Source organism: Pseudomonas sp. G3-39, assembly GCF_054790485.1.
Genome location: NZ_CP186497.1, coordinates 3,651,901 through 3,675,936, shown reverse-complemented (window position 1 = coordinate 3,675,936; position 24,036 = coordinate 3,651,901). Strand labels below are relative to the sequence as shown.

Annotated in this window: 23 protein-coding genes; 8 read left to right on the top strand and 15 right to left on the bottom strand. The window is 61.3% G+C overall.

Translation table 11 applies throughout. The features are described 5' to 3' along the window. Positions 1 to 22 precede the first annotated feature (22 nt). Complete coding sequence (locus ACOYXG_RS16240) at positions 23 to 337, bottom strand: DUF2388 domain-containing protein (protein ID WP_007962425.1); 315 nt, start codon at positions 335 to 337, stop codon at positions 23 to 25. Positions 338 to 527: 190 nt separating this feature from the next. Between ACOYXG_RS16240 and ACOYXG_RS16235 the strand changes: the two genes are divergently transcribed. Together ACOYXG_RS16235 and mqo are read left to right on the top strand one after the other, a co-directional pair. Next, the gene (locus ACOYXG_RS16235) at positions 528 to 2,141 is read left to right on the top strand and encodes a methyl-accepting chemotaxis protein (RefSeq protein ID WP_460352791.1); all 1,614 of its coding nucleotides are present in this window, start codon (positions 528 to 530) and stop codon (positions 2,139 to 2,141) included. 448 nt (positions 2,142 to 2,589) lie between these two features. Further along, on the top strand, positions 2,590 to 4,239 hold the full coding sequence (gene mqo, locus ACOYXG_RS16230) for a malate dehydrogenase (quinone) (RefSeq protein WP_460352789.1): 1,650 nt from the start codon (positions 2,590 to 2,592) through the stop codon (positions 4,237 to 4,239). 70 nt (positions 4,240 to 4,309) lie between these two features. On the opposite strand, the gene ACOYXG_RS16225 is transcribed toward mqo, so the two are convergent. From ACOYXG_RS16225 to ACOYXG_RS16215, 3 genes are all read right to left on the bottom strand, one after another. Then, the gene (locus ACOYXG_RS16225; RefSeq protein WP_247842432.1) at positions 4,310 to 4,741 is read right to left on the bottom strand and encodes a nuclear transport factor 2 family protein; all 432 of its coding nucleotides are present in this window, start codon (positions 4,739 to 4,741) and stop codon (positions 4,310 to 4,312) included. A 606-nt stretch (positions 4,742 to 5,347) separates the two neighbouring features. Further along, complete coding sequence (locus ACOYXG_RS16220; RefSeq protein WP_460352786.1) at positions 5,348 to 6,214, bottom strand: CAP domain-containing protein; 867 nt, start codon at positions 6,212 to 6,214, stop codon at positions 5,348 to 5,350. Positions 6,215 to 6,478: 264 nt separating this feature from the next. Beyond that, positions 6,479 to 7,252 carry an alpha/beta hydrolase gene (locus ACOYXG_RS16215; RefSeq protein WP_460352784.1) on the bottom strand — a complete coding sequence of 258 codons (774 nt, stop codon included), beginning with the start codon at positions 7,250 to 7,252 and terminating at the stop codon, positions 6,479 to 6,481. A 112-nt stretch (positions 7,253 to 7,364) separates the two neighbouring features. Between ACOYXG_RS16215 and ACOYXG_RS16210 the strand changes: the two genes are divergently transcribed. Beyond that, positions 7,365 to 8,324 carry an aldo/keto reductase gene (locus ACOYXG_RS16210; RefSeq protein WP_460352782.1) on the top strand — a complete coding sequence of 320 codons (960 nt, stop codon included), beginning with the start codon at positions 7,365 to 7,367 and terminating at the stop codon, positions 8,322 to 8,324. 4 nt (positions 8,325 to 8,328) lie between these two features. On the opposite strand, the gene ACOYXG_RS16205 is transcribed toward ACOYXG_RS16210, so the two are convergent. After that, positions 8,329 to 9,222, bottom strand: coding sequence for a LysR family transcriptional regulator (locus ACOYXG_RS16205; RefSeq protein WP_460352780.1), 894 nt, complete (start codon positions 9,220 to 9,222; stop codon positions 8,329 to 8,331). A 97-nt stretch (positions 9,223 to 9,319) separates the two neighbouring features. Between ACOYXG_RS16205 and ACOYXG_RS16200 the strand changes: the two genes are divergently transcribed. Then, entirely contained in the window at positions 9,320 to 9,796 is a 477-nt protein-coding gene (locus ACOYXG_RS16200; protein ID WP_336838788.1) for a (R)-mandelonitrile lyase, read from the top strand. Between the two features lie 94 nt (positions 9,797 to 9,890). Here ACOYXG_RS16200 and paoC read toward each other — a convergent pair whose 3' ends face one another. From paoC to ACOYXG_RS16180, 4 genes are all read right to left on the bottom strand, one after another. Next, entirely contained in the window at positions 9,891 to 12,086 is a 2,196-nt protein-coding gene (paoC, locus tag ACOYXG_RS16195; RefSeq protein WP_460352778.1) for an aldehyde oxidoreductase molybdenum-binding subunit PaoC, read from the bottom strand. Next, positions 12,083 to 13,039, bottom strand: a complete 957-nt coding sequence (locus tag ACOYXG_RS16190; RefSeq protein ID WP_460352776.1) for an FAD binding domain-containing protein — start codon at positions 13,037 to 13,039, stop codon at positions 12,083 to 12,085. The genes paoC and ACOYXG_RS16190 overlap by 4 nt, the downstream gene beginning before the upstream one ends. Beyond that, on the bottom strand, positions 13,036 to 13,659 hold the full coding sequence (paoA, locus tag ACOYXG_RS16185; protein ID WP_096796475.1) for an aldehyde dehydrogenase iron-sulfur subunit PaoA: 624 nt from the start codon (positions 13,657 to 13,659) through the stop codon (positions 13,036 to 13,038). Before paoA ends, ACOYXG_RS16190 begins: the two co-directional genes overlap by 4 nt. Positions 13,660 to 13,938: 279 nt before the next feature. Next, positions 13,939 to 15,693 (bottom strand): L-lactate permease, encoded by a 1,755-nt coding sequence (locus ACOYXG_RS16180; RefSeq protein WP_460352773.1) that lies wholly within the window; start codon positions 15,691 to 15,693, stop codon positions 13,939 to 13,941. Between the two features lie 241 nt (positions 15,694 to 15,934). Here ACOYXG_RS16180 and ACOYXG_RS16175 point away from each other — a divergent pair, with 241 nt between their 5' ends. Then, positions 15,935 to 16,141, top strand: coding sequence for a hypothetical protein (locus ACOYXG_RS16175; RefSeq protein WP_096796473.1), 207 nt, complete (start codon positions 15,935 to 15,937; stop codon positions 16,139 to 16,141). A 45-nt stretch (positions 16,142 to 16,186) separates the two neighbouring features. On the opposite strand, the gene ACOYXG_RS16170 is transcribed toward ACOYXG_RS16175, so the two are convergent. Beyond that, a complete protein-coding gene (locus tag ACOYXG_RS16170; protein WP_096796472.1) occupies positions 16,187 to 16,459 on the bottom strand; it encodes a hypothetical protein in 273 nt (90 codons plus the stop codon). 268 nt (positions 16,460 to 16,727) lie between these two features. Between ACOYXG_RS16170 and ACOYXG_RS16165 the strand changes: the two genes are divergently transcribed. Both ACOYXG_RS16165 and ACOYXG_RS16160 read left to right on the top strand, forming a co-directional pair. Continuing rightward, complete coding sequence (locus ACOYXG_RS16165; RefSeq protein WP_460352771.1) at positions 16,728 to 17,807, top strand: hypothetical protein; 1,080 nt, start codon at positions 16,728 to 16,730, stop codon at positions 17,805 to 17,807. Between the two features lie 2 nt (positions 17,808 to 17,809). Then, a complete protein-coding gene (locus ACOYXG_RS16160; protein WP_027611682.1) occupies positions 17,810 to 18,163 on the top strand; it encodes a DUF1428 domain-containing protein in 354 nt (117 codons plus the stop codon). Positions 18,164 to 18,414: 251 nt separating this feature from the next. Here ACOYXG_RS16160 and ACOYXG_RS16155 read toward each other — a convergent pair whose 3' ends face one another. Continuing rightward, a complete protein-coding gene (locus tag ACOYXG_RS16155; protein ID WP_336838793.1) occupies positions 18,415 to 18,609 on the bottom strand; it encodes a hypothetical protein in 195 nt (64 codons plus the stop codon). A gap of 105 nt (positions 18,610 to 18,714) precedes the next feature. On the opposite strand from ACOYXG_RS16155, the gene thpR reads away from it, so the two are divergent. Next, positions 18,715 to 19,254 (top strand): RNA 2',3'-cyclic phosphodiesterase, encoded by a 540-nt coding sequence (thpR, locus tag ACOYXG_RS16150; protein ID WP_135296114.1) that lies wholly within the window; start codon positions 18,715 to 18,717, stop codon positions 19,252 to 19,254. A gap of 242 nt (positions 19,255 to 19,496) precedes the next feature. Here the strand turns inward: thpR and ACOYXG_RS16145 are convergent, their stop codons facing one another. From ACOYXG_RS16145 to potA, 4 genes are all read right to left on the bottom strand, one after another. Beyond that, positions 19,497 to 20,594: a polyamine ABC transporter substrate-binding protein gene (locus ACOYXG_RS16145; protein ID WP_123588331.1), complete on the bottom strand. Its 1,098-nt coding sequence runs from the start codon at positions 20,592 to 20,594 to the stop codon at positions 19,497 to 19,499. A 229-nt stretch (positions 20,595 to 20,823) separates the two neighbouring features. Next, complete coding sequence (locus ACOYXG_RS16140) at positions 20,824 to 21,696, bottom strand: ABC transporter permease subunit (protein ID WP_282413481.1); 873 nt, start codon at positions 21,694 to 21,696, stop codon at positions 20,824 to 20,826. After that, entirely contained in the window at positions 21,693 to 22,574 is an 882-nt protein-coding gene (locus ACOYXG_RS16135; RefSeq protein WP_460358488.1) for an ABC transporter permease subunit, read from the bottom strand. The genes ACOYXG_RS16140 and ACOYXG_RS16135 overlap by 4 nt, the downstream gene beginning before the upstream one ends. 29 nt (positions 22,575 to 22,603) lie before the next feature. Beyond that, complete coding sequence (potA, locus tag ACOYXG_RS16130; protein ID WP_041073459.1) at positions 22,604 to 23,746, bottom strand: polyamine ABC transporter ATP-binding protein; 1,143 nt, start codon at positions 23,744 to 23,746, stop codon at positions 22,604 to 22,606. Positions 23,747 to 24,036: the final 290 nt, after the last annotated feature.

Below are 24,036 nucleotides of genomic sequence, written 5' to 3'. Positions count from 1 at the left end.
TCGGCCGCTGCGTCCCTGGCAACTACTGATTCAGGCCTTCGTAATGCACCAGAATCGCGTTGGCGAGGTCTTCATCGCTGGCATTGAGGCCGGGGTTGTCGTGCCGCACCTGTTGCAGTACCGACTCAAGATAAACCCCACGGATGGCCCCGCCGCTGGCGACGAACGCTGACAGGTCGTCGCGCGCCGGGATCACCATTTTGTGATCCTTGAAGGTCGAGTACAGCGACGCGGAAACGCCCGCCGAGGTGGCGACATCGCCGGCGTCGACACGGGCCAGAGCCGAGCCGACAGGGAGGCAGAGCAGGAGAGAAGAAATGAGCACTAACTTGCGCATGACGATGTTCCTCCACAAGCGCGAAGCAAAAAGGAAGGACTACATAATCTCAGAGGTGCGACCTTTGCCGGAGTTCCGTTCGAACACGCGGATACTTGCTGAAACGCTCTGAAGCGGCACATCTGCACAAATAAGCTTAACTGAAATCCTGAAAGGCGCATTCCGGCGCGCCTCAGGGGAGGAACCCACCGTGTCGATCAAATTGCGTTTGCTGCTGCTGATTGCCACCAGTCTGTTGACGGCGCTGATCGTGAGTCTGGTCAGCTATGTGGGGAATACGCGCATGTCCGCAGCGGTGAACGACAACGCGGTGAGCATGACCGCGCTGCGCAATCACATGGAAGCCGACATGATGCACGATGCGCTGCGGGCCGACGTGTATTCGGCGATGCTGGTGGGCTTGGGCAAAAGTACCGGCACGGCCGCAGAGGTGCAGGACTCAATCAACGAGCACGCCACGCATTTTCGCGAAGTGCTGGAAGAAAACCTCAAATTGCCGGTCAACCCGACGATCAAGTCTGCGCTGGAACACATAAAACCCAGCCTGGACACCTACATTGCAGCGGCCGAGCGCATTGTCGGTCTGGCATTGGACAACCCGGATAGCGCGCAACGGGAGCTGGGCACGTTCAATGCGGCCTTCAGTCAGCTCGAAGAGCAGATGGCGGCCCTCAGCGAACTGATCGAAAGCAACACCCGTGACACCAGCCAGGCCACCGAAAGCGCTATTCGCAACGCCAACATCGCCCTCGGCGCAGTATTGCTGGCCAGCCTGCTGCTGTTATTGGGGCAAGGGCGTTGGGTGACCCGCAGCATCATGGGGCCGCTGAAATCCGCCAACCAGATCGCGCAAAGCATTGCCCACGGCAACCTCAGCGAACCGATCAGCGAGCCGGCCGGCAAGGACGAGGCCAGTACGCTGATCCGCAGTCTGGCGACCATGCAGCGCGACCTGCGCAACATGATCGACGTCGTTCGGCGCAACGCCCATGGGGTCAGCGGCATGAGCGAGCAACTGAGCCACGGCTGCCATCAGGTTGCCGACAGCAGTCAGCAGCAAAGCGCCGCCGCCGGCACCATGGCCGCCGCCGCGAGCCAAATGACCGCCAGTATCGAGGAAATCACCCGTCATGCCGAACGCGCGCTGGGCATGGCCAATCAGGCCGAGTCGCTGGCCAAGAGCGGCGGGCAGGTGATCCATCAGGTGGTCAGCGACATGGACGACATCGCCCGCTCGGCGCAACAGTCGGCACAGGTGATCCGTACGCTGGATCAGGAATCCGAAGGCATCTTCAACATCATTCAGGTGATCAAGAGCATCGCCGACCAGACCAACCTGCTGGCACTCAACGCCGCCATCGAGGCAGCGCGGGCCGGCGAGCAGGGCAGGGGCTTTGCCGTGGTTGCCGACGAAGTGCGCAGCCTGGCGGCACGCACCAGTGCCTCAACCCAGGAAATCGCCGCGATGGTTGCACGGATCCAAAACAGCACCCGGGAGGCGGTCAGCAGCATGGAGGCCGGCGTGGCCCAAGTCGACAAGGGCATGGCGGTCACGGCTGAAGTCGAACGGGCGATTCGCGAAATCCTCGACGCCACCCTCAGCACCACGCAACTGGTCAACGACATCACCCGCACCATCGGCGAGCAAAGCCAGGCCAGCAACGAAATCGCTCATCAGGTGGAAATGATCGCCGGGATGTCCGAGGGCAACAGTAAAGTGATCGGGCAGACGGCCAATACCACCGATGAACTGTCGAGTCTGGCGGGGGCGTTGGCGTTGTCGGTGGATCGGTTTCGGTTGTAGTGCCGCCATCGCGAGAGCAGCCCATTCCCTGTAGGAGTGAGCCTGCTCGCGATGGATCCAACCCAGCCACCACAGGTTTCTGAATCATGTTCAGCCCAAACCGGCCGATAACGCCCACAGCGGAAAAAGACTCTCAAGTCGGGAACAGACGCGCGGGTTTGCCCTGACGTGATATTCTTCGCGCCAACTTGGTTTGACCTTATTCGGTTTGCCTGCCTTTGGGGCGGGCTGACGGAATCCCTGTCGCTCAAGTAGCTGAAGCCAATAATGATAAGAAGTCAGTTCAGAAGGGACATTAACTGAGGTCGATGCGGTACGTCGGCCTTGTGTGCCCACCCGTCAAAATTGAAGTGTGCCGGAATCTGCGACGCGAGCCTGAGCGTCATCAAAGCGGATCGCATACAGATAACAGCGGCGGGCGGAAGGCGTTTTATCATAGGTGCAACGGATGTTTAAGAAAGTGAACACAGCCTTGCTCGGGCTGGCTTTGGCGATGGGGATGTCGTCCGCCAATGCTGCAGAAGCAAAGAAAGTCGACGTTCTGCTGATCGGCGGCGGCATCATGAGCACCACCCTGGGTGTGTGGATCAATGAGCTGGAGCCAAGCTGGTCGATGGAAATGGTCGAGCGCCTCGACGGCGTCGCCCTGGAAAGCTCCAACGGCTGGAACAACGCCGGTACCGGTCACTCCGCCCTGGCTGAGCTGAACTACACCCCGGAAGACGACAAAGGCAACGTGACGATCCCGAAAGCGGTCGAGATCAACGAAGCGTTCCAGGTGTCCCGTCAGTTCTGGGCCTGGCAGGTTCAGCAAGGCGTTCTGAAGAACCCTCGCTCGTTCATCAACACCACGCCGCACATGAGCTTCGTGTGGGGCGATGACAACATCAAGTTCCTGAAAAAGCGCTACGAAGCCCTGCAAGCGAGCCCGCTGTTCGCCGGCATGCAGTACTCCGAAGACCCGGCTGTGATCAAGAAGTGGGTCCCGCTGATGATGGAAGGGCGTGACCCGAACCAGAAAATCGCGGCCACCTGGAGCCCGCTGGGTACCGACATGAACTTCGGCGAAATCACCCGCCAGTTCGCCGGTTACCTGCAGACCAAGCCTAACTTCGACCTGAAGCTGTCGAGTGAAGTCGAAGACATCACCAAGAACGCCGACGGCACCTGGCGCGTCAGCTACAAAAACCTGAAAGACGGCACCAAGACCGAAACCGACGCCAAGTTCGTGTTCATCGGCGCTGGTGGCGGCGCTCTGCACCTGCTGCAGAAGTCGGGCATTCCTGAAGCCAAGGAATACGCTGGCTTCCCGGTCGGCGGCTCGTTCCTGGTGACCGATAACCCGGCCATCGCCGAGCAGCACCTGGCCAAGGCCTACGGTAAAGCTTCGGTTGGCGCACCGCCGATGTCGGTTCCGCACCTGGACACCCGTGTTCTGGACGGCAAGCGCGTCATCCTGTTTGGCCCATTCGCGACCTTCAGCACCAAGTTCCTCAAAGAAGGCTCGTACCTGGACCTGCTGACCAGCACCACCACCCACAACATCTGGCCGATGACCAAGGTCGGCATCAAGGAATACCCGCTGGTCGAGTACCTGGCCGGTCAACTGATGCTGTCGGATGAAGACCGTCTGAACGCGCTGAAGGAATACTTCCCGAACGCCAAAGCCGAAGACTGGCGCCTGTGGCAAGCCGGCCAGCGCGTGCAAATCATCAAGCGTGATGAAGCCGCTGGCGGCGTGCTGAAACTGGGCACCGAAATCGTTGCTGCACAAGACGGCTCCATCGCCGGCCTGCTGGGCGCATCGCCAGGCGCGTCGACCGCTGCACCGATCATGCTGAGCGTGCTGCAGAAAGTCTTCAAAGACAAAGTCGCCACCCCTGAGTGGCAGGCCAAGCTGCACCAGATCGTGCCAAGCTACGGCACTCAGCTGAACAACGATCCGGCAAAAGTGGCACAAGAGTGGGCGTACACCGCCAAGATCCTCGAACTGCCAACTCCACCGGTGATCGGTCAGGCTGCTCCGGCTGCACCTGCACCTGCAACTGAAAAAGCTGAAGCACCGAAGGAAAATGCTGCACGTGACATGGCGCTGTAACTAGACGCCACATACGCAAAAGCCCACTGAACCGGTAATGGTCAGTGGGCTTTTTTTGTGGCGCCTGATCCTACTTTGGTTTCGCGCTTGCCAGATACGCACCAAGCCGCCGCCCCATCTCTTCGCCGAGAGCCTGCAACCCGCTCAACGGCCGCACCATCACCTCGAACTCGACAATCTTCCCGCTCTCATCAAAGCGAATCATGTCGATCCCTTTCAGTTCTTTCGTCCCCACCTTGGCGCTGAACTCCAAAACCACATTCAAGCCATCGGCAGTCGCCAGTTCGCGGTGGTATTTGAAGTCTTCAAACACGTCGAACACGGTGTTGAGGATCATCGTCACCACTGGGGCGCCGGGGTAAGGCGAGTGGGCCATGGGCGAGCGGAATACCGCGTTCGGGTCGAGCAGTTCGGGCAAGGCCTTGAGATTGCCGGTGCGGATCATCTCGTGCCAGTGCTTTAGGGATTCGGCGGCGTTGGGGTGCAGGTTCAGTTCGGACATTGACCACTCCTGGGATTGTTATTGTTCTTCGCGCGACGGCAATCACTCTAGTTCAAAGCGGCGGATCACGAACCGTTGTGTGCCGATCTGAATACCAGATCATGTCCGGAGCGGATCAGATGGGCATCTGATCCGTATTTTTCTGTTGGATCTGCCTCTGTAACCGGCTCAGTCAGGCGCTCAGAATAGCCCGGCAATTCGGTCACCCGCGGCAGCCCTTCATCCCGAAGCGCCCGGTGCACCGCAAGCTCAACATTAAGGAGAGCAGCATGAACAAGATGGCGATTTTCCTCGGTGGGTTTCTGACGTTGACCATTCTGATCGGAATGCTTGCGACGATTTCTCCGGTCTGAACCCCGGTCGTTTTACTCCAGACTCCAGCGCCCTTTTTTATCGAAGGGCGCAACTGTTTCTACTGCGCTGTAACTTCTCGCATCACACCGAACTGGACTGAACCGGGAGGCGGCGCAAGCGATTGAGGGTGTCTGTACCAGCCTCTACGAGCAAGCCCGCTCCCACATGGATTTGTGAACAACACAGATCCAGTGTGGGAGCGGGCTTGCTCGCGAAGAGGCCAGTAGCGTCACTGAAAAGCTCTCAAGCGAATCAAGGCGCGCCAAACACCATCGTCCAGTAAACCCCCTCATCACTGCGCGCCTCACTGGCGAACCCGGCACCGACCTGAGTGAACATCGGGTTCATCAGGTTGGCGCAATGGCCGGGGCTGGCCAGCCATCCGGCCATCGCCTTGCCCGGTGAACTCTGGCCGGCGGCGATATTCTCGCCGATCTGCCGACCTCGATAACCCGCCGCCCGGGCGCGATCCGCCGGCATATCGCCGTCCGGGTCGCGGTGGGCGAAATAGTTGCCGTATGCCATGGCTTTGCTGTGCCCTTGTGCGGCGGCGCCCAGCGCCGGGTTCCAGCTCAGGGGGCGGGCGGCGGCAAAGCGTTGGCGCCCGCACATCCGGGGGCGTGCCCGAGCGGCGTTGACTTCGGCGAGCAAGGCCTTGCCGACGCTGCGGTTGTCGCCGACACGACTGTCGAGCACCGGTTGCGCCAGCACCACTTGCCATTCACCACGGGAGCGGCTGACGCCGATGTCGGCGTACTGATCGTCGAGCAGTGCGCTGCAGTGGCTGTCTTGCAGCTGTTCGAAGGCTTCCTCGGCATCCCCGGCCCCAATGATGCGGATACTGCGTACCGCCACCGACGAATACCCCGAAGATTTCAATCTCTCGCGCAAGCCACCGCCGTAGCCATAGCCGATCGGCAGCGCCAGATTCGATTTCAGCGACAGTGGCGCCAGGCGCTGGGCCGGGCGGCGGTCGCAGCGTTGCGGATGGGCGCGGTAGTCGTTGATCGCGGCCACGAGTTGCCGCTCTTCGCTGGCGTGGGTGGTCTCGGTGAACAATGGGGCAAGGATCAGCAGGCACAGCGAAACGAAGCGTGATGAGCGAACGACATGGCGCATGGGACGGCAGACTCAGGGAAAAGGACAGTGCTGAAGTGGGCAGCCGCGGAATACGGCGCCACTAGGACTGGGCTTTTTGCACTTGGTTCATGCTGGCCATCTGGCTTTTTTGGTGGGTGATGAAGGGGAGGGCGATCCTTGGATTTTGTGTTGTTCGCACTGGCGCCTTCGCGAGCAAGCCCGCTCCCACAGGGGATTGCATTATCAAGGTGGGAGCGAGCCTGCTCGCGAAGGGGCCAGTTCAGCCAACGCAATAATCGGCTATCAGCGATCAAGCACTTCCTGCATCCACTGCAGATACTGCACCCGCTCGGAAATCGAGTTGTGCCCCGAATCCGGCACCACCCGCAGCGTCGCCACGCCTTTGGGGAAATGCGTCAGCAGCCGCTGCGTGCTGTCTCGTGGAATCACTTCGTCATCGCTGGCCGCCAACAGCAACGTCGGCACGCGAATGTGCGCGGCATAGCGGCCCGATTCGAAGCGATCCTTCAGCAGCCACTTCACTGGCAACCACGGATATTGGCGGACGGCAATTTCTTCGAGGCTGTTGTACGGCGTCACCAGAATCAATCTGGTCGCCGGACGCTGACTCGCCAGCCGCACCGCCACCCCCGATCCCAGGCTGCGGCCGATCACGGCAATCTGCGGATGGCTGGCGTACACCTGATCAAACAGCGCCAGCGCATCTTCGGCAATCGCTTCTTCCGAAGGTGAGCCGCCGCTGCCACCGAAGCCCCGGTAGTTCAGCAAAAACACCGCGTAGTCGGGAAAAGCCTCGCTGAGCGACGGCAGATTGCGCGACACATCTTCGGCATTGCCGCCAAAGTAGATCAGCGCTTTTGGCCCGGCATGCGCGCGCGTGGTCACCCACACATCGGCCTCCGGCATCGCCAGTTTCAGCCGCGAATCTTCCGTAGTCACGGCGTTGTCAGGCTGGGGGAAATAGATCAGCGAGCGCTGAAAAATGAACAGCGCCCCGCACAGCAACAGGTAGAGGGCGATGAGCAAGGCGACGAGTGACATCAGTTTTCTGGACATTCGACTAACTTTAACGGGGCGCGGGTGTTCGCAGTCGCAGTGTAGTCCAGCGAATCGGGCCGGCAGCCGTCGCACATAACGTGCAACAGATTCACGCAGCAGGGGAACCCGCATGAGCCACACTGAGGGTTGTTCCCGGCGCCGCTTGCTCACGCTGGCTGCCGGGGTTTCGGCGGTCCTGACCTTTGACCGGGCGTTGGCCACTGCCATCACGCCGACTGCCACTTCGCCGAGCCAGGCAGGAGACCAGACCATGCAGACCCGCGCCATCCCTTCCAGCTCCGAGCTGTTGCCCATAGTGGGCGTGGGCACTTATCGCGGCTTTGACGTTGCTCCCGGCGATCCGGCTTATAAGCTATTGCCAGCAGTGCTCGACGAGCTGTTCAAAAAGGGTGGCACGTTGATCGACAGCTCGCCGATGTATGGCCGCGCCGAGCAAACTACTGGCGAGCTGCTATCGATTCACGAACCGCGTTCACCCGCGTTTCTGGCGACCAAGGTCTGGACCCAAGGGCGCAAGGAAGGTATCGCGCAGATGGAGGAATCCTTCCGTCTGCTGCGCACCGAACGCATCGACCTGATGCAGATCCACAATCTGCTGGACTGGCAGAGCCATCTGCCAATCCTGCGCGAATGGAAAGAACAGGGGCGCATTCGCTACATCGGCATCACCCATTACACGCCGTCGGCCTACGATGAAGTCGAAGCAGTGCTCAAGGCCGAACAACTGGATTTTTTGCAAATCAACTACGCCCTCGATGACCGTGGCGTGGAGAAACGCATTCTGCCGCTGTGCCGTGAACGCGGGGTGGCGGTGATCTGCAATCGGCCTTTTGGCGGCGGCGGGTTGCTCGCCCGTCTCAAGGCCAAGCCGTTGCCGGCCTGGGTCTCGGACGTGCAGGTCAACAGCTGGCCGCAACTGGCGTTGAAGTTTTTGCTGTCGCACCCGGCGGTGACTTGCGTGATTCCCGGCACCGGCAATCCGCGCTACATGGCCGACAACGCTGGCGCCGGATTCGGGCCGATGCTCACCGATGCGCAGCGGCATCAGTTGATTGCGCTGCTGGGGTAGGCGGTCAACCGCGATACCGCAACGCCTCCACCAACAGCGCAAACGCCGGCGCAGCCTGCCGTCGGCTCGGGTAGTACAGGTGGTAACCGGCAAACGTCGGGCACCAGTCTGCCAGCACTTGCACCAGACGCCCGTCGGCCAGATACGGCGCGACGATGTTTTCCGGAATGTAGCTGAGGCCGAAACCGTCGACTGCGGCGTCGAGTAGCGGGTAGACGCCATTCAGCGTGACTTGCCCGGACACTCGTACCTTGAGGCTTTCGTCACCCTTCTCGAATTCCCAGGTGTACAGCCCGCCGTTGGTGGGCAGACGCAGGTTGTTGCAGGCGTGGTCAGTCAAGTCTCTTGGTGTTTGCGGGCGTGCACGGTTGGCGAAATAGGCCGGCGAGCCGACCACCGCCATGCGCATGTCCGGGCCGATGCGGGTGGCGATCATGCCTTGGGCCACGTCTTCGCCCAGCCGAATGCCGGCGTCGAAGCCTTGTCCGGCGATGTCGACGAAACCGTAATCGCAGATCACCTCGACGGCGATGTCCGGGTACTGGGGCAGGAATTCCTTGAGCACCGGGCGCAGCAGCCAGTTCAGCGAATGGTCGGTGGCGCTGATGCGGATCCGGCCGGCCGGGGTTTCGCGCAGGTTGCTCAGGGCCGCCAGTTCCTGTTCGATCTCTTCGAAGCGCGGGCCGATGGTCTGCAGTAAATGTTCGCCAGCCTCGGTGGGTGAGACGCTGCGCGTGGTGCGGGTCAGCAGGCGCAGGCCCAGACGCGCTTCAAGGGCGCGAATGGTATGGCTGAGCGCCGATTGCGAAACGCCGAGTTTGGCTGCGGCTTTTGTGAAGCTGCGCTCGCGGGCCACGGCAAGGAAGGCGAGCAGGTCACTGGCGTTTTCTCGAAGCATTGATGAGTGTCCTGCATAAGTTTTTTCGAATTCTAGTCGATTATCTGAAGAGTACGGCCCGGTAAAGTGCGGCTATTGATCACCGGAGACCATCGCCATGAACCCGATTGCCGCTTCTGCACTGACCCTGTCCTTACTGGCGGGTGAGGCCCAGGCCAACGAATCCCCGCGCGTCATTGTTACTCCCAACGGCTCGCAACCCTCGGCCCAAGGCCCGGCAGACTGGTTCACCGGCACTGTGCGTGTTGACGCGCCGTTCAAGGGCAGCGATGCCGCGCGTGTCAGCGGCGCCACGGTGACCTTCGAGCCCGGCGCACGCACGGCGTGGCACAGCCATCCGTTGGGTCAGACGCTGATCGTCACCGCCGGTTCAGGTTTTGTGCAGGAGTGGGGTCAGCCGGTTCGACAGATCCGTCCCGGCGATACGGTGTGGATCGCGCCGCAGGTGAAGCACTGGCATGGCGCCGCGCCGACCACGGCGATGACGCACATTGCGATTGCCGAAGTGCTGGACGGTGAAGTGGTGGAGTGGATGGAGCAGGTGAGTGCGGCACAATACCCAAGATCGGAATAACTTCCGCATCCTCGACCCCTAGCACCCCATGCTAGTGCGCTACCGAAGCCCTCACCCCATATCGCTTGGGGAGAGGGCTTGAATGTGCAGATGACTAGATCATCTCCGGCAACGAATCGAGGATCTTGTCCAGCGTAATCGGATACTCACGCACCCGCGCCCCGGTGGCGTTGTAGATCGCATTTGCCACCGCCGCACTCACGCCGCAAATCCCCAGTTCCCCCACACCCTTGGCTTTCATCGGCGATGAAATCGGATCGGTTTCGTCGAGGAAAACCACCTCCTGATGCGGGATGTCGGCATGCACCGGCACCTCGTATCCGGCCAGGTCATGATTGACGAAAAAGCCCAGCCGCTTGTCCACCGCCAGCTCTTCCATCAACGCCGCGCCGACGCCCATGGTCATCGCGCCGATCACCTGGCTGCGTGCGGCTTTCGGGTTGAGAATCCGTCCCGCCGCGCACACCGCGAGCATGCGCCGCACGCGGACTTCGCCGGTCGCTGCATCCACCGCAACCTCCACGAAATGCGCGCCGAAAGTCGATTGCTGATACTGCTTGGCGAGGTCGGCGAACTCGATGCTGTCCTCGGCCTCGACCACGCCATCTTTTGCCGCATCACGCAGCGGCAGGGTCTTGCCGCCGGCGCGCACCTGACCGTCAGCAAACTCGACGTCACTACCGCTCATGCCCAGCTTCGTCGCCACCGCTTCACGCAGCTTCATGCACGCGGCATACACCCCGGCAGTCGAGCAATTGCCGCCGAACTGGCCACCGGAGCCGGACGATACCGGGAAGGTCGAATCCCCCAGATGCACGCTGACGTCCGCCAGGTCCACGCCCATCATCTCGGCCGCGGTCTGCGCAATGATCGTGTAGCTGCCGGTGCCGATATCGGTCATGTCGGTTTCCACCGTGACCTTGCCGTCGCGCTCCAGCCGCACTCGGGCGCCGGACTTCAGCAGCAGGTTGTTGCGAAACGCGGCGGCGACGCCCATGCCGATAAGCCAGCGACCTTCGCGACGGCTGCCGGGAGTAGCATTGCGCTGGTTCCAGCCGAATTTCTCGGCACCGGTCTGCAAGCATTCGATCAGGCGTCGCTGGGAAAACGGACGCTCGGTTTTTACCGGGTCGACCTGGGTGTCATTGAGGATGCGGAACTGCACCGGGTCGAGCTTGAGCTGCTCGGCCATTTCGTCCATGGCGATCTCCAGCGCCATCAGCCCCGGCGCTTCACCCGGCGCGCGCATGGAGTTGCCTTCGGGCAGATCCAGCGGCGCCCGGCGCATGGTCACCCGGCGATTTTCCCCGGCATAAAGCAACTGGCTCGGTTGCGCGGCGACCTCGACTTTGCCGTCCTTGAGGTTGCCCGACCAGCCTTCGTGAGCGATGGCGCTGAGCTTGCCGTCCGCCGTCGCGCCCATCCGAATGCGCTGGATTGTGGCCGGGCGGTGGGTGGTGTTGTTGGCCATTTGCGGGCGGGCGAGGGCGACTTTCACCGGGCGGTTGGCCAGGCGCGCACCGAGGGCGGCGAGGATTGCGTCGGCACGAATGAACAGTTTGCCGCCGAAGCCGCCGCCAATGTACGGCGAGATCAGGCGCACGTTTTCCTTGGGCAGGCCAAGCGTCGTGGCGACGTCGCCGACGCTCCAGGCGATCATCTGATTGGAGGTCCACAAGGTCAGATGATCACCCTTCCAGGCGGCCAGGGTCGCGTGCGGCTCCATCATCGCGTGGGACTGATCGGGAGTGGTGTAGGTCTGGTCGAACTGCACCGGCGCAGCGGCGAAGGCTTTGTCGAAATCGCCGTGGGTGACGTCGGGCAACTCGTCGTCTTCGACGCCTTGGTCAAGCACTTTGGCCAGTTCGAACTCGCCTTTGGCCGCGACGTAATCGACCTTGACCAATTGCGCCGCAGCGCGAGCCTGTTCGAAGGTCTCGGCGACCACCAGCGCCACGGCCTGGTGATAGTGCTGCACCTCGGGCCCGGCGAGCAGCGGCGCCGAGTTGTATTGGCCTTTGCCAAGCTTGCCGGCATTGGCGGCGGTGACGATGGCCAGCACGCCGGGCGCCGCTTGTGCAGCGTCGAGATCGATGTGGCTGATGCGGCCCTTGGCGATGGCCGAGCCGACCATGAAACCGTAAGCCTGATTCGCCACGGCCTCGTGCTGCTCGTAGGCATATGGCGCCTGACCGCTGGTTTTCAACGGGCCTTCGATGCGGTCGGTGGGTTTGCCGACGACCTTGAGCTGGTCAATCGGGTTGGTGGTGGCGGGCGTGTCGAACTTCATGCTTCATCCCTCGCTTGCGCCAACACCGAGCCGAGCGTGCGCTCGACCAGCGTCAGTTTGAATTGGTTGTCGTGGGTTGGCGTGGCACCGTCGAGCAAGCGTTCGCTGACGGCTTTTGCGCCTTTGGGCAGCAACGCGTCGGCGTCTTCCACCCGCCACGGTTTCGGCGCAATACCGCCGACCGCCACACGGCCGCTGCCGTCCTTTTGCAGGATCAGACCGACCGACACCAGCGCGAAAGCGTACGACGAGCGATCGCGCACCTTGTGATAAATGTGCGTGCCGCCAACCGGGGCCGGCAGGGCTACCGAAGTGATGAATTCGCCGGGCGTGAGGCTGGTTTCGATGTTCGGCGTATTTCCTGGCAGTTGATGGAAATCGGCGATGGCGATGCTGCGTGTGCTGCCGTCCGGCTTCACCGTTTCAACCTGCGCATCGAGGGCGCGCATGGCAATCGCCATGTCGCTGGGGTGGGTGGCGATGCAGGCGTCGCTGACGCCGATCAGCCCCAATTGGCGACTGACCCCGCCAATCGCCGCGCAGCCACTGCCGGGCTGGCGTTTGTTGCAGGCCTGATTGACGTCGTAGAAGTACGGGCAGCGGGTGCGTTGCAGCAGGTTGCCGGCGGTGCTCGCCATGTTGCGCAACTGGCCGGAAGCCCCGGCGAGCAGGGCGCGGGAGAGCAGCGCGTAGTCCTTGCGCACGCGGCTGTCAGCGGCCAGGTCGGTGTTGCGCACCAGCGCGCCGATGCGCAATCCGCCTTCAGGCGTGGCTTCGATCTGATCGAGGCCCAAGTGGTTGACGTCGATCAGATGCAGCGGGGTTTCGATGTCGAGTTTCATCAAGTCCAGCAGGTTGGTGCCACCGGCGATGAACTTCGCGCCTTCGACCTGCGCCGCCAGCGTTGCGGCTGCGGCGGGGGAATCGGCGCGGCTGTAATTGAACGCTCTCATGCTGGCACCTGCGCGACTTCAGTGATGGCTTCGATGATGTTCGAGTAGGCGCCGCAGCGGCAGATGTTGCCGCTCATGCGTTCCTGGAATTCGCTGGCGATCAGTTGCGGGGCTTCGGTCAGGCTCGGGCTGACGTGGCTGGGAATGCCCTCGCGGATTTCCTTGAGCACCGCCACCGCCGAACAGATCTGCCCCGGCGTGCAATAGCCGCACTGGTAGCCGTCATGCTTGATGAACGCGGCCTGCATCGGGTGCAGGTTGTCGGGCATGCCCAGGCCTTCGATGGTGGTGATCTCGCTGCCTACATGCATCACCGCAAGCGTCAGGCAGGAGTTGATCCGGCGGCCGTCGGCGATGACGGTGCAGGCACCGCACTGGCCGTGGTCGCAGCCTTTTTTGCTGCCGGTCAGGTGCAGGTGCTCGCGCAGGGCGTCGAGCAGGGTGGTGCGGTTGTCCACCTCAAGGGCTTGGGGTTTACCGTTGACGTTGATCGTCAGTTTGGCCATGGCGGGTTGCTCCAGACTGGCCGCGTAGGCCTTGAGGCTAATGAAGGGGGGCATTGCAAACGCGGTGGCGGTCACCGCGCCGAGGATCAGGAATCTTCGTCGGGAAATCGTCATGCTTCGATTCCTCTCTGGCTTAATCAGGACGGCAGGGATTGAAGGGCCCAAACGGGCGCGCCGGCATGTTTACCGGTCTCGTTCTTGGAATGACCTGCGCGGAGGGGAAAAGGTTTTTGCGGATTTGCGCTATAGAGTTATGCGCATGGCTCATCAATTGGCTGGGCAATGCTTAACCTTGTGGGAGCTGGCTTGCCAGCGATGAGGTCGTGTCAGTCAGCCTTTCGCTTAAATGACACACCGCCATCGCGGGCAAGCCCGCTCCCACAGAGTTTGTGATCAATGCCCGCCAACCACCATGTGCGTAAACGGCGCCACATACGCCTGCAATGTCACCAGCCCGCCCACCAGGATGGCCAGCACGATCGAGTGGAAGAACACGTAGCGCAGAATCTCGCCCTCGTGCCCATACCAGCGGGTGGCAGTGGAGGCGACCACGATCGATTGCGCATCGACCATTTTGCCCATCACCCCGCCGGAGCTATTGGCTGCGGCCATCAGCACCGGGCTGATGCCCAGTTGTTCCGAGGTCACCCGTTGCAGTCCGCCGAATAGCACGTTCGAGGCCGTATCCGAGCCGGTCAACGCCACGCCGAGCCAGCCGAGCAGGGTGCCGAACATCGGGTAGAACACCCCGGTCGCGGCAAACGCCAGACCCATGGTGGCGTCCAGTCCGGAATAACGCGTGAGAAATCCCAGCGCCAGCATCGCGGCAATGGTGATCAACGAAAAGCGCACCACCCACAACGTGCGCAGGTATTGCTTGATCAGTTGCGGGATCGAATAGCCCATCAGCAGCCCGCCGACAATCGCCGCCAGCAGGATGCCGCTGCCGGTGGCAGTGAACCAGGTGAACTTGTAGATCGCCTCTTCGGCTTTCGGCGCCGGCACCACCGGTGGGACTTTCTGCACTTGCAGGTGCAGGGTGGTAAAGGTCAGCGCCGGCGAGAAAATCGGATTGGCCTCATTCAGCGGTTTGCCTTGCGCATCAAGTTTCACCGAATGGGTTACCGGATCCAGCGCCGGGCGCACGTCGAAGATGTTCTTGAAGCCCTGGGTGCCCCAGGCAAACACGAACACCGTGAGGATGATCCACGGCATCCACGCACGCATCACCGCCGGGCGCGCCTGATCGCGGAAGGCGGCGCTGGCGGTGACTTTTTCTTCCTCGACCCGGGAGTTGTCGACCCGCCCGGACAGGGCGGCCGAGGTGTACACCGTCGCCGGTTTCCAGACCCGCAGGAACAGGGTCAGGCAGGCCATGGAAATCAGCGCGGCGATCACGTCCACCAGCATCGGCCCGTGGTAGTTCGATACGAGGAACTGCGGCACGGCGAAGCTGACCCCGGCCACCAGAATCGCCGGCCAGATCTCCAGCATCTTGCGCCACCCGGCAAACGCCCAGATCAGCCAGAACGGCACCAGCACCGAGAAAAACGGCAACTGCCGACCGACCATCATCGACAGCTCCATCTCGTCCAGCCCGGTGACTTTCGCCAGGGTGATGACCGGCGTGCCGAGGGCGCCGAACGCCACCGGTGCGGTGTTGGCAATCAGCGCCAGCCCCGAGGCGGCTAACGGCGAAAAACCGAGGCCGATCAGAATCGCCCCGGTCACCGCAACCGGCGTGCCGAACCCGGCCGCGCCTTCGAAAAATGCACCGAAGCAGAACGCGATCAGCAGCAACTGCAAACGCCGGTCATCGGTGATTCGCGCCAGAGAATCCTGCAGCACTTTGAACGAGCCGTTCTCGGTGGTCAGGCGGTGCAGAAAGATGATGTTGAGCACGATCCAGCCGATCGGCAGCAAGCCATTGGCCGCGCCGAACAGCGCGGCTGAGCCGGCCATGCTCGCCGGCATACCGAAGGCGAAGATCGAGATGAGCAGGGCCGACGCCAACGCCAACAGGGCGGCCAGATGCGCCTTGACGTGAAAGAACGCCAGCGCCGCGAGCATCACCACCACCGGCACTGCAGCCATGAGCGTGGAGATCAACGGGTTGCCGAACGGGTCGTAAATTTGCTGCCAGACCATGGTCCACCTCTGCTTGTTGTTATCGAGGCGCAGATCCGTTGCGTGGGAGTCGCTAAGCAGCAGTATAGGTGGCATTTCGCCGCTGCCCGGATGCTGGCGGCGGGCCGATCAACGGTCGTGGTCGGGCAGTGAATCAAAGTCCTTTTGTCCGGTCGTATCAGCGGCTGCGCGCACTGCGTCCTGAAGGCGCGGGCAGTGACAGCCGTTCCGTGGTCAAGACTTTGGTGTTAGGGAAGTTTGAATGAAGCGTGCAACAACCTTGCTGTTGACGATATCCGCCGCTGTTTTGCTGGCTGGCTGTGTGGCGGACTTTGATGATGATCATCGCCACGGACGACATTACGACCGTGATCACGGGCGCTATTACGACCATGACCGGCGTTGGGATGACCGCGACGATGGTCGTCGCGACGGGCGTCGTTACTATCGTGATCGCGATGATGACTGAGTAGAAATCAAAAGGGCGTTCCCGCAACGGGAACGCCCTCGTCGATTAAAAATGAGCGCTCGCCCGGACGCTGGAATGCGCAGGCGCGGTGGCCTCGAGATCCAGCAGATGGGTGGCGAGTATGTCGCTCAGAAAGCGGAACTGATCGTTGATGCCGACCACTTCATTGCTGAAATGATTGCTCGCGGCGGGCATCAGCACATCGTCGAAATCTTCGTTGAACAGCAGCGCCTGGGACTTGCGCGAGACGACTTGCTGGTCGTAGTAGTTGCTGCCGAACACCGGGAAGCTCACGGAGAGGGTGATGGTGCGAATCATGATGGGTACTCCTCGTTGCGTCTCGGATGGGTGAATCGTGCCTTCGCCGGGCGGCGGGCGGAAGGCAATCGTGGCGATGGTGAATATCGACGGCGTTGATGGTTGATGTTCCCCCCCAGTAGGAGTGGGCTTGCTCCCACCTTGAAATGCGTCCCCCTGTGGGAGCGAGCCTGCTCGCGATGGGGCCAGCTTGGCCACAACCGACAAATGGCCCAATACCCGCACCTATACTCAAATCTGTTTTCCTCCATTCAAGGACTCCACCACCGTGAACCTGCGTGCACTGAGCCTCGCCGCACTGTGTCTGCTGGCTGGCTGCGCCTCCTCGGCGCGGGCTCCGGTGGCGCCGCGAGCAGTGGTGGTATCGCCGGCGATCTGGCAGCAGATCGATCGCGACATCGTCAGCGCCTCGCAGCAATCCACCGAGCAAGTCAAAGTATTTGCCCGGGGTTCGATGGAACATTGGCGCACTCGCGTCTATCAGCAAACTGAAGAAAATTTCATTCCGTGGTTCAGCAGCTACTGGACCCAGGAATGGCTGTCGATGAAGGTCAGTTGGTACACCATCAGTGCCGGCGGAGAGCAGGATGCGTCGGCCAAGCGCCTGGCGAGCTATCTGCTTGAGCAATATCAGGAAAGGGTGCTGGCACCGGTGGCGGTGGAGATCGATCCGGACGCGATCCTCGGGCAGGCCACGGCGTTCTACGCGCAACTGATGGCCCGGCAGATGCCGCTCATCGCCCAGCGTTACGGTGTGCCGGTGGCCCAGCTCAACGGGCGTCTGCAGAAGGTCCCGGCGATTGCCCTCGGCCCGCCGCCGGCGCGGGATGCGTCGCTGTATCAAATAATCAGCACCGAGCCGCTGAACACCTTGCCGGCGTATGCCGCGCTGATCGACAAGATCCACACCGAAGGCGGCAGCAAGGGCATCGCTTCGACCGACGCCGGCATGGCCCCCGTGGCCAAACGCGCCAGCCAGCGGATGGAGGCGGAAATGGCTCCACGCGGTGCCGCCAGCGCCGTGGCGGCTGCGGCGGGCAAGTTGGTCGGCGGGGTGATCTCGATCGGCGTGGCGGGCATCCGCGCGATCATCCAGGCCAACGACCGGCCCGACAGCGAAGCGCTGATTCGCAGCAGCCTGGGCAGCACGTTCGACAAGGCCTGGGCGAAACTGCTGCAGAACCCGACCACCGGGGTCATGGCCGGAACCCTGCATATCGCCGGGCAGGTCGAGGGCAGCCTTGGCGGGGGCGAACAACCGTCGGTCGGGCAGGGCGTGAATCGTGTCGAATGGCAACCGCCGCAATCGACTACCCGGCAGATCGAACCCAACGTGCAAGGAGAGTGATCATGGCTTACATCGATATTTTTGTAGCACCCGTGCCGAATGCCAATCGCGAACAGTACAAAAAACACTGTGAGATCGCCGCGAAACTGTTCAAGGAATACGGAGCGAAGGAGGTGGTTCAGTGCTGGGGCGATGACGTGCCGGAAGGCAAAGTCACGTCATTCCCGATGGCGGTAAAACTCAAGGACGGCGAGACGGTGTCGTCCGGCTGGCTGATCTGGCCCGACAAAGCCACCCGCGATGCCGGTATGGCAAAGATGATGGAAGACCCGCGCATGCAACCGGACGTCAATCCCATGGGGTTTGATGGACAGCGGATGATCTTTGGTGGTTTCAAGAACATTCTTGAAGCCTGAAACTCACCAGATTCCGTGTAGGAGTGAGCCTGCTCGCGATGGCGGTGTGTCAGTCAGCGGGTTTGCAAAATGTGCCGGCCTCTTCGCGGGCAAGCCACGCTCCCACAGGGTTTTGCGGATGGCGACGATCATGGGCACGCCACAAATCCAGTGTGGGAGCGGGCTTGCTCGCGAAAGCGGCGTGTCAGGCAATGTGAGGCTGAATGTGCGGACGCTTTCGCGAGCAGGCTCGCTCCCACATGGGGTGGTGGTCACTCCGGAGTGGGGGTGATCCGGCAGCCTTTGCGGTTGCGAATCTGCTCGTCCGTGGGCCGTTCGCGGACGAATTCGAAACGCGGTTCACCTTCGCTGTAATGCACCAGCCAGCCCCATTCCAGCTCGGTTTCATCCTGCCCGGGGCTGGGTGGCCGGGCCCACCACGGTTCTTTGCTGAGGATCTCGCGCATGGCGACCTCCGGTTCGATGGCAATCCTTGAACTATAGCCGGGTGTCGCCAGTCGCCAGAAGAGCCTGTGTAGAATCGGCTGATCGACGAGCGAAGGAGTTGGCCCATGACCGATGATGCGCGCAGGGATGAACCGTTCAAGCGACTGTTTTTTGCCCTCGACTGCCCGCCACCGCAACGCAAGGCCATCGCTCAGTGGCGCGGCGAGTTGGGGTTGCGCACTGGCAAAGCGGTGCCGGCGGATAACTTTCACCTGACGTTGCTGTTCCTTGGTGCCGTGCCGCTGGCGCAAATCCATGAGGTCTGCGAGGCCGCCGGCAAGGTGCGCACGCCGGGTGAGCCGTTGCGGATTGCGCTGGATCGGCTGCAGGTCTGGCATCGGGCCGGGATTCTGTCTTTGGCGCCGGAGCAGGCACCGCCGGGGTTGTTGCGTCTGGTGTATGCGTTGGAGCAGGCGATGCTGCCGTTCGGCTTCGAAGAATCACCGCGCGAGTTTCGCCCGCACCTGACCCTGGCTCGGGACTATCGAACAGAGGCGCCGGAGGCCACTACGCCGCCGGAGTTTTTCCTGCGCGCCGAGCGCTTTGCCTTGTTCGAATCGCACAAGGGTCGCTACCGGATTCTTCAGGATTGGCCACTGAATTGAGCGCAGAAAAAAAGGCGCCCGAGAGCGCCTGAAAATTCACCTGAGCCGAGGGAGCCAGGTGAGGCCGTTCATTGCAGGGTGCAGCGGTGGTAAGGCGCTGCGTGAACGGGAAATCGAAAGTCAGACACAGACCCTGTGGGAGCGAGCCTGCTCGCGAAGGCGTCGGCACATTCAGCATTTTGGTTAACTGAACCACCGCTTTCGCGAGCAGGCTCGCTCCCACATTTGGATCTGCGCTTGGCCTATTTACCGAGCTTCACCCGGGTCCAGCCGCGGGTCATGATCCGCTGCGTGGCAATCGGCTGATCCGGCACCGCATACAACGTCGCCATCACCGCCTGCGACGGATACGAACCTGGATCGTTGCGGATCGCTTCGTCCACCAGTGGCGTCGCCGCCGAGTTGGCGTTGCTGTAGCCGTTGCTGTTGGTGATCTCGGCGATGATGTCCGGGCGCATCAGGAAGTTCATGAACAGGTAGGCGTTCTCGACGTTCGCCGCATCGCGCGGGATCGCGACCATGTCGTAGAAACTGCCGGCACCTTCCTTCGGAATGCTGTAATCGATCTGCACTTTGTTGCCGGCTTCCACCGCGCGGGCCTTGGCCTGTAGCACATCTCCGGAGTAACCGACCGCCACGCAGATGTTGCCATTGGCCAGGTCGGAGATGTACTTCGAGGAATGGAAGTACGCCACGTACGGGCGGATCTTCATGAACAGCGCTTCGGCTTCGAGAATGTGCGCCTTGTCCTTGTCGTTCACCGGGTAGCCCAGATAGTGCAGGGCGGCCGGGATCATTTCGGTCGGCGAGTCGAGGAAACTGATGCCACATGCTTTCAGCTTCTCGGCGTTTTCCGGCTTGAACAGCAAGTCCCAAGAGTTGGTCGGGGCCTTGGCGCCCAGCACTTCCTTGACCTTATCCGGGTTGAAACCGATGCCGATCGAGCCCCACATGTACGGGAACGCGTGAGCGTTGTCCGGATCACTGGCGGCGGCGTTTTTCAGCAGCACCGGGTTGAGATTCTTCCAGTTCGACAGCTTCGATTTGTCGAGCGGCTGATAGACCCCGGCCTTGATTTGCTTGGCCAGGAAACTGTTGGACGGCACGACAATGTCGTAACCGGATTTGCCCGCCAGCAAACGCGCCTCGAGGGTCTCGTTGCTGTCGAACACGTCGTAGGTCACCTGGATACCGGTCTCGTCTTCGAACTTCTTGACGGTGTCCGGCGCGATGTAATCGGACCAGTTGTAAACACGCAGCACCTTGTCGTTGGCCTGGACGCCCGTGGCGATTGCGCCCATTAAGGACAGTGTCAGCAGAGTCCTGCCAAACATTTTCATCGGTGAAACTCCATTTTTTTTATTCAAAAACCCAACATAAAAAATCGGTGCACATAAAACCTGTGGCGAGGGAGCTTGCTGTGGTGAGGGGATTTATCCCCGATGGGTCGCGAAGCGGCCCCAAGCCAGGCACTTGCGGTGTAACAGGGACACCGCATGCAATGGTTTGGCGACTGCTTCGCAGCCGATCGGGGATGAATCCCCTCACCACAGTGTTCATCGGTGTTGCTTAGGCGGTGGCTGCGCGCTGAGGCTGCCACGCCTCGTTCGCGGTCTGATCCATCGCTTCCTGAATCGCACGCTTGCGGTTGGCTTCTGCCTTGCGGCCGAAGTACCAGACCAGGAAGGTCACCAGCGACACCGCGAGCAGAATCAGGCTGGCCACGGCGTTGATCTCAGGCTTCACGCCCAGACGTACTGCCGAGAACACTTCCATCGGCAGCGTGGTCGAACCCGGGCCGGAGACGAAGCTCGCCAGCACCAGGTCGTCCAGCGACAGGGCGAACGACATCATGCCGCCCGCTGCCAGCGACGGCGCGATCATTGGAATGGTGATCAGGAAAAACACCTTGAACGGCTTGGCCCCCAGATCCATCGCGGCTTCTTCGATCGACAGATCCAGCTCCCGCAGGCGGGCGGAGACTACCACCGCCACATAGGCGGCACAAAACGTGGTGTGGGCGATCCAGATCGTGACGATGCCACGCTCCTGCGGCCAGCCGATCAACTGCGCCATCGCCACGAACAGCAGCAACAGCGACAGACCGGTGATCACCTCAGGCATCACCAGTGGCGCCGTCACCAGACCGCCAAACAGCGTGCGACCCTTGAAGCGCGTCACTCGCGTCAGGACGAAGGCGGCGAGGGTGCCCAGTGCGACGGCGGCAATCGCGGTGTAGCAGGCGATTTCCAGCGAGCGCACCACCGAGCCCATCAGTTGCGTGTTGTCGAGCAGGCCGACGTACCACTTCACTGACCAGCCTCCCCATACTGTCACCAGTTTTGAGGCGTTGAACGAGTAGATCACCAGAATCAGCATCGGCAGATAGATGAACATCAAGCCGAAGATCAACATGAACTTGGAAAAACCGAAGCGTTTCATCCCCGTGCCTCCATCTCTTTGGCCTGGCTGCGGTTGAACAGCAGAATCGGCACAATCAGGATCAACAGCATCACCACCGCCAGCGCAGACGCCACCGGCCAGTCGCGGTTATTGAAGAACTCTTGCCACAGCACGCGACCGATCATCAGCGTCTCCGGGCCACCCAACAGTTCCGGAATCACGAACTCGCCGACCACTGGAATGAACACCAGCATGCAGCCGGCAATGATGCCGTTCTTGGCCAGCGGCACGGTGATTTTCCAGAAGTTGTTGAAGTTGCTCGAACCCAGATCTGACGCGGCTTCCAACAGGCTGCCATCGTGTTTCACCAGGTTGGCGTACAGCGGCAGCACCATGAATGGCAGGTACGCATACACCACGCCGATATACACCGCGGTGTTGGTGTTGAGGATCTCGATCGGGTGATCGGTCAGCCCGGTCCACATCAGAAACGCGTTGAGCAGACCGTTGTTGCTGAGGATGCCCATCCACGCGTAAACACGGATCAGGATCGCGGTCCAGGTCGGCATCATGATCAACAGCAGCAGGACGTTTTGCGTTTCCTTGCCGGTCTTGGTGATTGCGTAGGCCATCGGAAAACCGATCGCCAGGCACATCAGCGTGCTCAGCGCCGCGACCTTCAGCGAACCGAGGTAGGCCGACAGGTACAACTCGTCTTCGCCGAGCAGGGTGTAGTTGCCGATGTTGAGCAGCAGCTGGAATTTCTGTTCGGCGTAGGTGTAGATCTCCGAGTACGGCGGGATCGACAGCGCGGCTTCCGAGAAGCTGATCTTCATCACCAGGAAGAACGGCAGCATGAAGAACAGGAACAGCCAGATGAACGGGATGCCGATGACGAATTTTCGCCCGCTGGGCACCAGGCGCAGGAATTGCTGATTGAAGGTTCTCATGAGCGCAGTACCACGCCGCTGTCGTCTTCCCACCAGACGTAGACCTTGTCGTCCCAGGTCGGCCGCGCGCCACGGCGTTCGGCGTTGGCCATGAACGACTGGACGATTTTGCCGCCGGGCAGTTCGACGTAGAACACCGAGTGGCCGCCGAGATAGGCGATGTCATGCACCTTGCCTTCGGACCAGTTGTAGCGGGTCTCTGGCTTGAGCGTACTGACGAGCATTTTTTCCGGGCGGATTGCGTAGGTGATCGACTTGTCCTGCACCGAAGTGCTGACGCCGTGGCCGACGTAGATCTTCTGCTGCAGGTCCGGGCTGTGGATGATCGCGTGACCTTCAAGGTCTTCCACCACGGTGCCGTCGAAGGCGTTCACGTTACCGATGAATTCGCAGACCATGCGGCTGACCGGCGCTTCATAGATGTCGACCGGGCTGCCGATCTGGGCGATCCAGCCCAGATGCATGATCGCGATGCGCTCGGCCATGGTCATGGCTTCTTCCTGGTCGTGGGTCACCATCACGCAGGTCACGCCGACGCGCTCGATGATCTCGACCAGTTCCAGTTGCATCTGCGAACGCAGTTTTTTATCCAGCGCGCCCATCGGCTCGTCGAGCAGCAACAGCTTTGGACGCTTGGCCAAAGAGCGGGCGAGGGCGACGCGCTGGCGCTGACCGCCGGACAACTGATGAGGTTTGCGTTTGGCGTATTGGGTCATGTGCACCAGGCGCAGCATCTCTTCGACACGGGCATCGATTTCGCTGGCCGGCAAACGGTCCTGCTTGAGGCCGAAGGCGATGTTCTGCGCCACAGTCATGTGCGGGAACAGCGCGTAGGACTGGAACATCATGTTGATCGGCCGCTCGTACGGCGGCATGTCGGTGATGTCCACGCCGTCGAGCAGAATCCGCCCTTCGGTCGGGCGCTCGAAACCGGCGAGCATGCGCAGCAGGGTCGATTTGCCCGAGCCGGAGCCACCGAGCAGGGCAAATATTTCGCCCTGATGGATCTCCAGGGACACATCGTCCACTGCCGTGGTTTCGTCGAACTTCTTGGTGACACGATCGACTTTCACCAGAACCTTTTTCGGTTGCTGGTGGCCTTCAAGTGCCTTCCGGTAAGTGCTGGAGGCGTTTGCCATGTGAAACTCCCAACAGGTTTCAGTCGCCGGGCCAATGTGGCCTGGCTTAAGTGGATTGCAAGCCTGTAAGCGCAATTTCAGTCATTACATATCCCCCTGTAGGAGTGAGCCTGCTCGCGATGAGGCCATCTCAGTCGACATCTCTGTTGACTGGTCTACTGCTATCGCGAGCAGGCTCACTCCTACAGGGGAATTGCGCATGCCTGACTGACCTTGCGCTGCCGAGGGCTTGGTCGGCGCCGCCGTCCTGGCTGCCTGGGTCGTACTTGTTGTTATTACGGTTTGTTGTT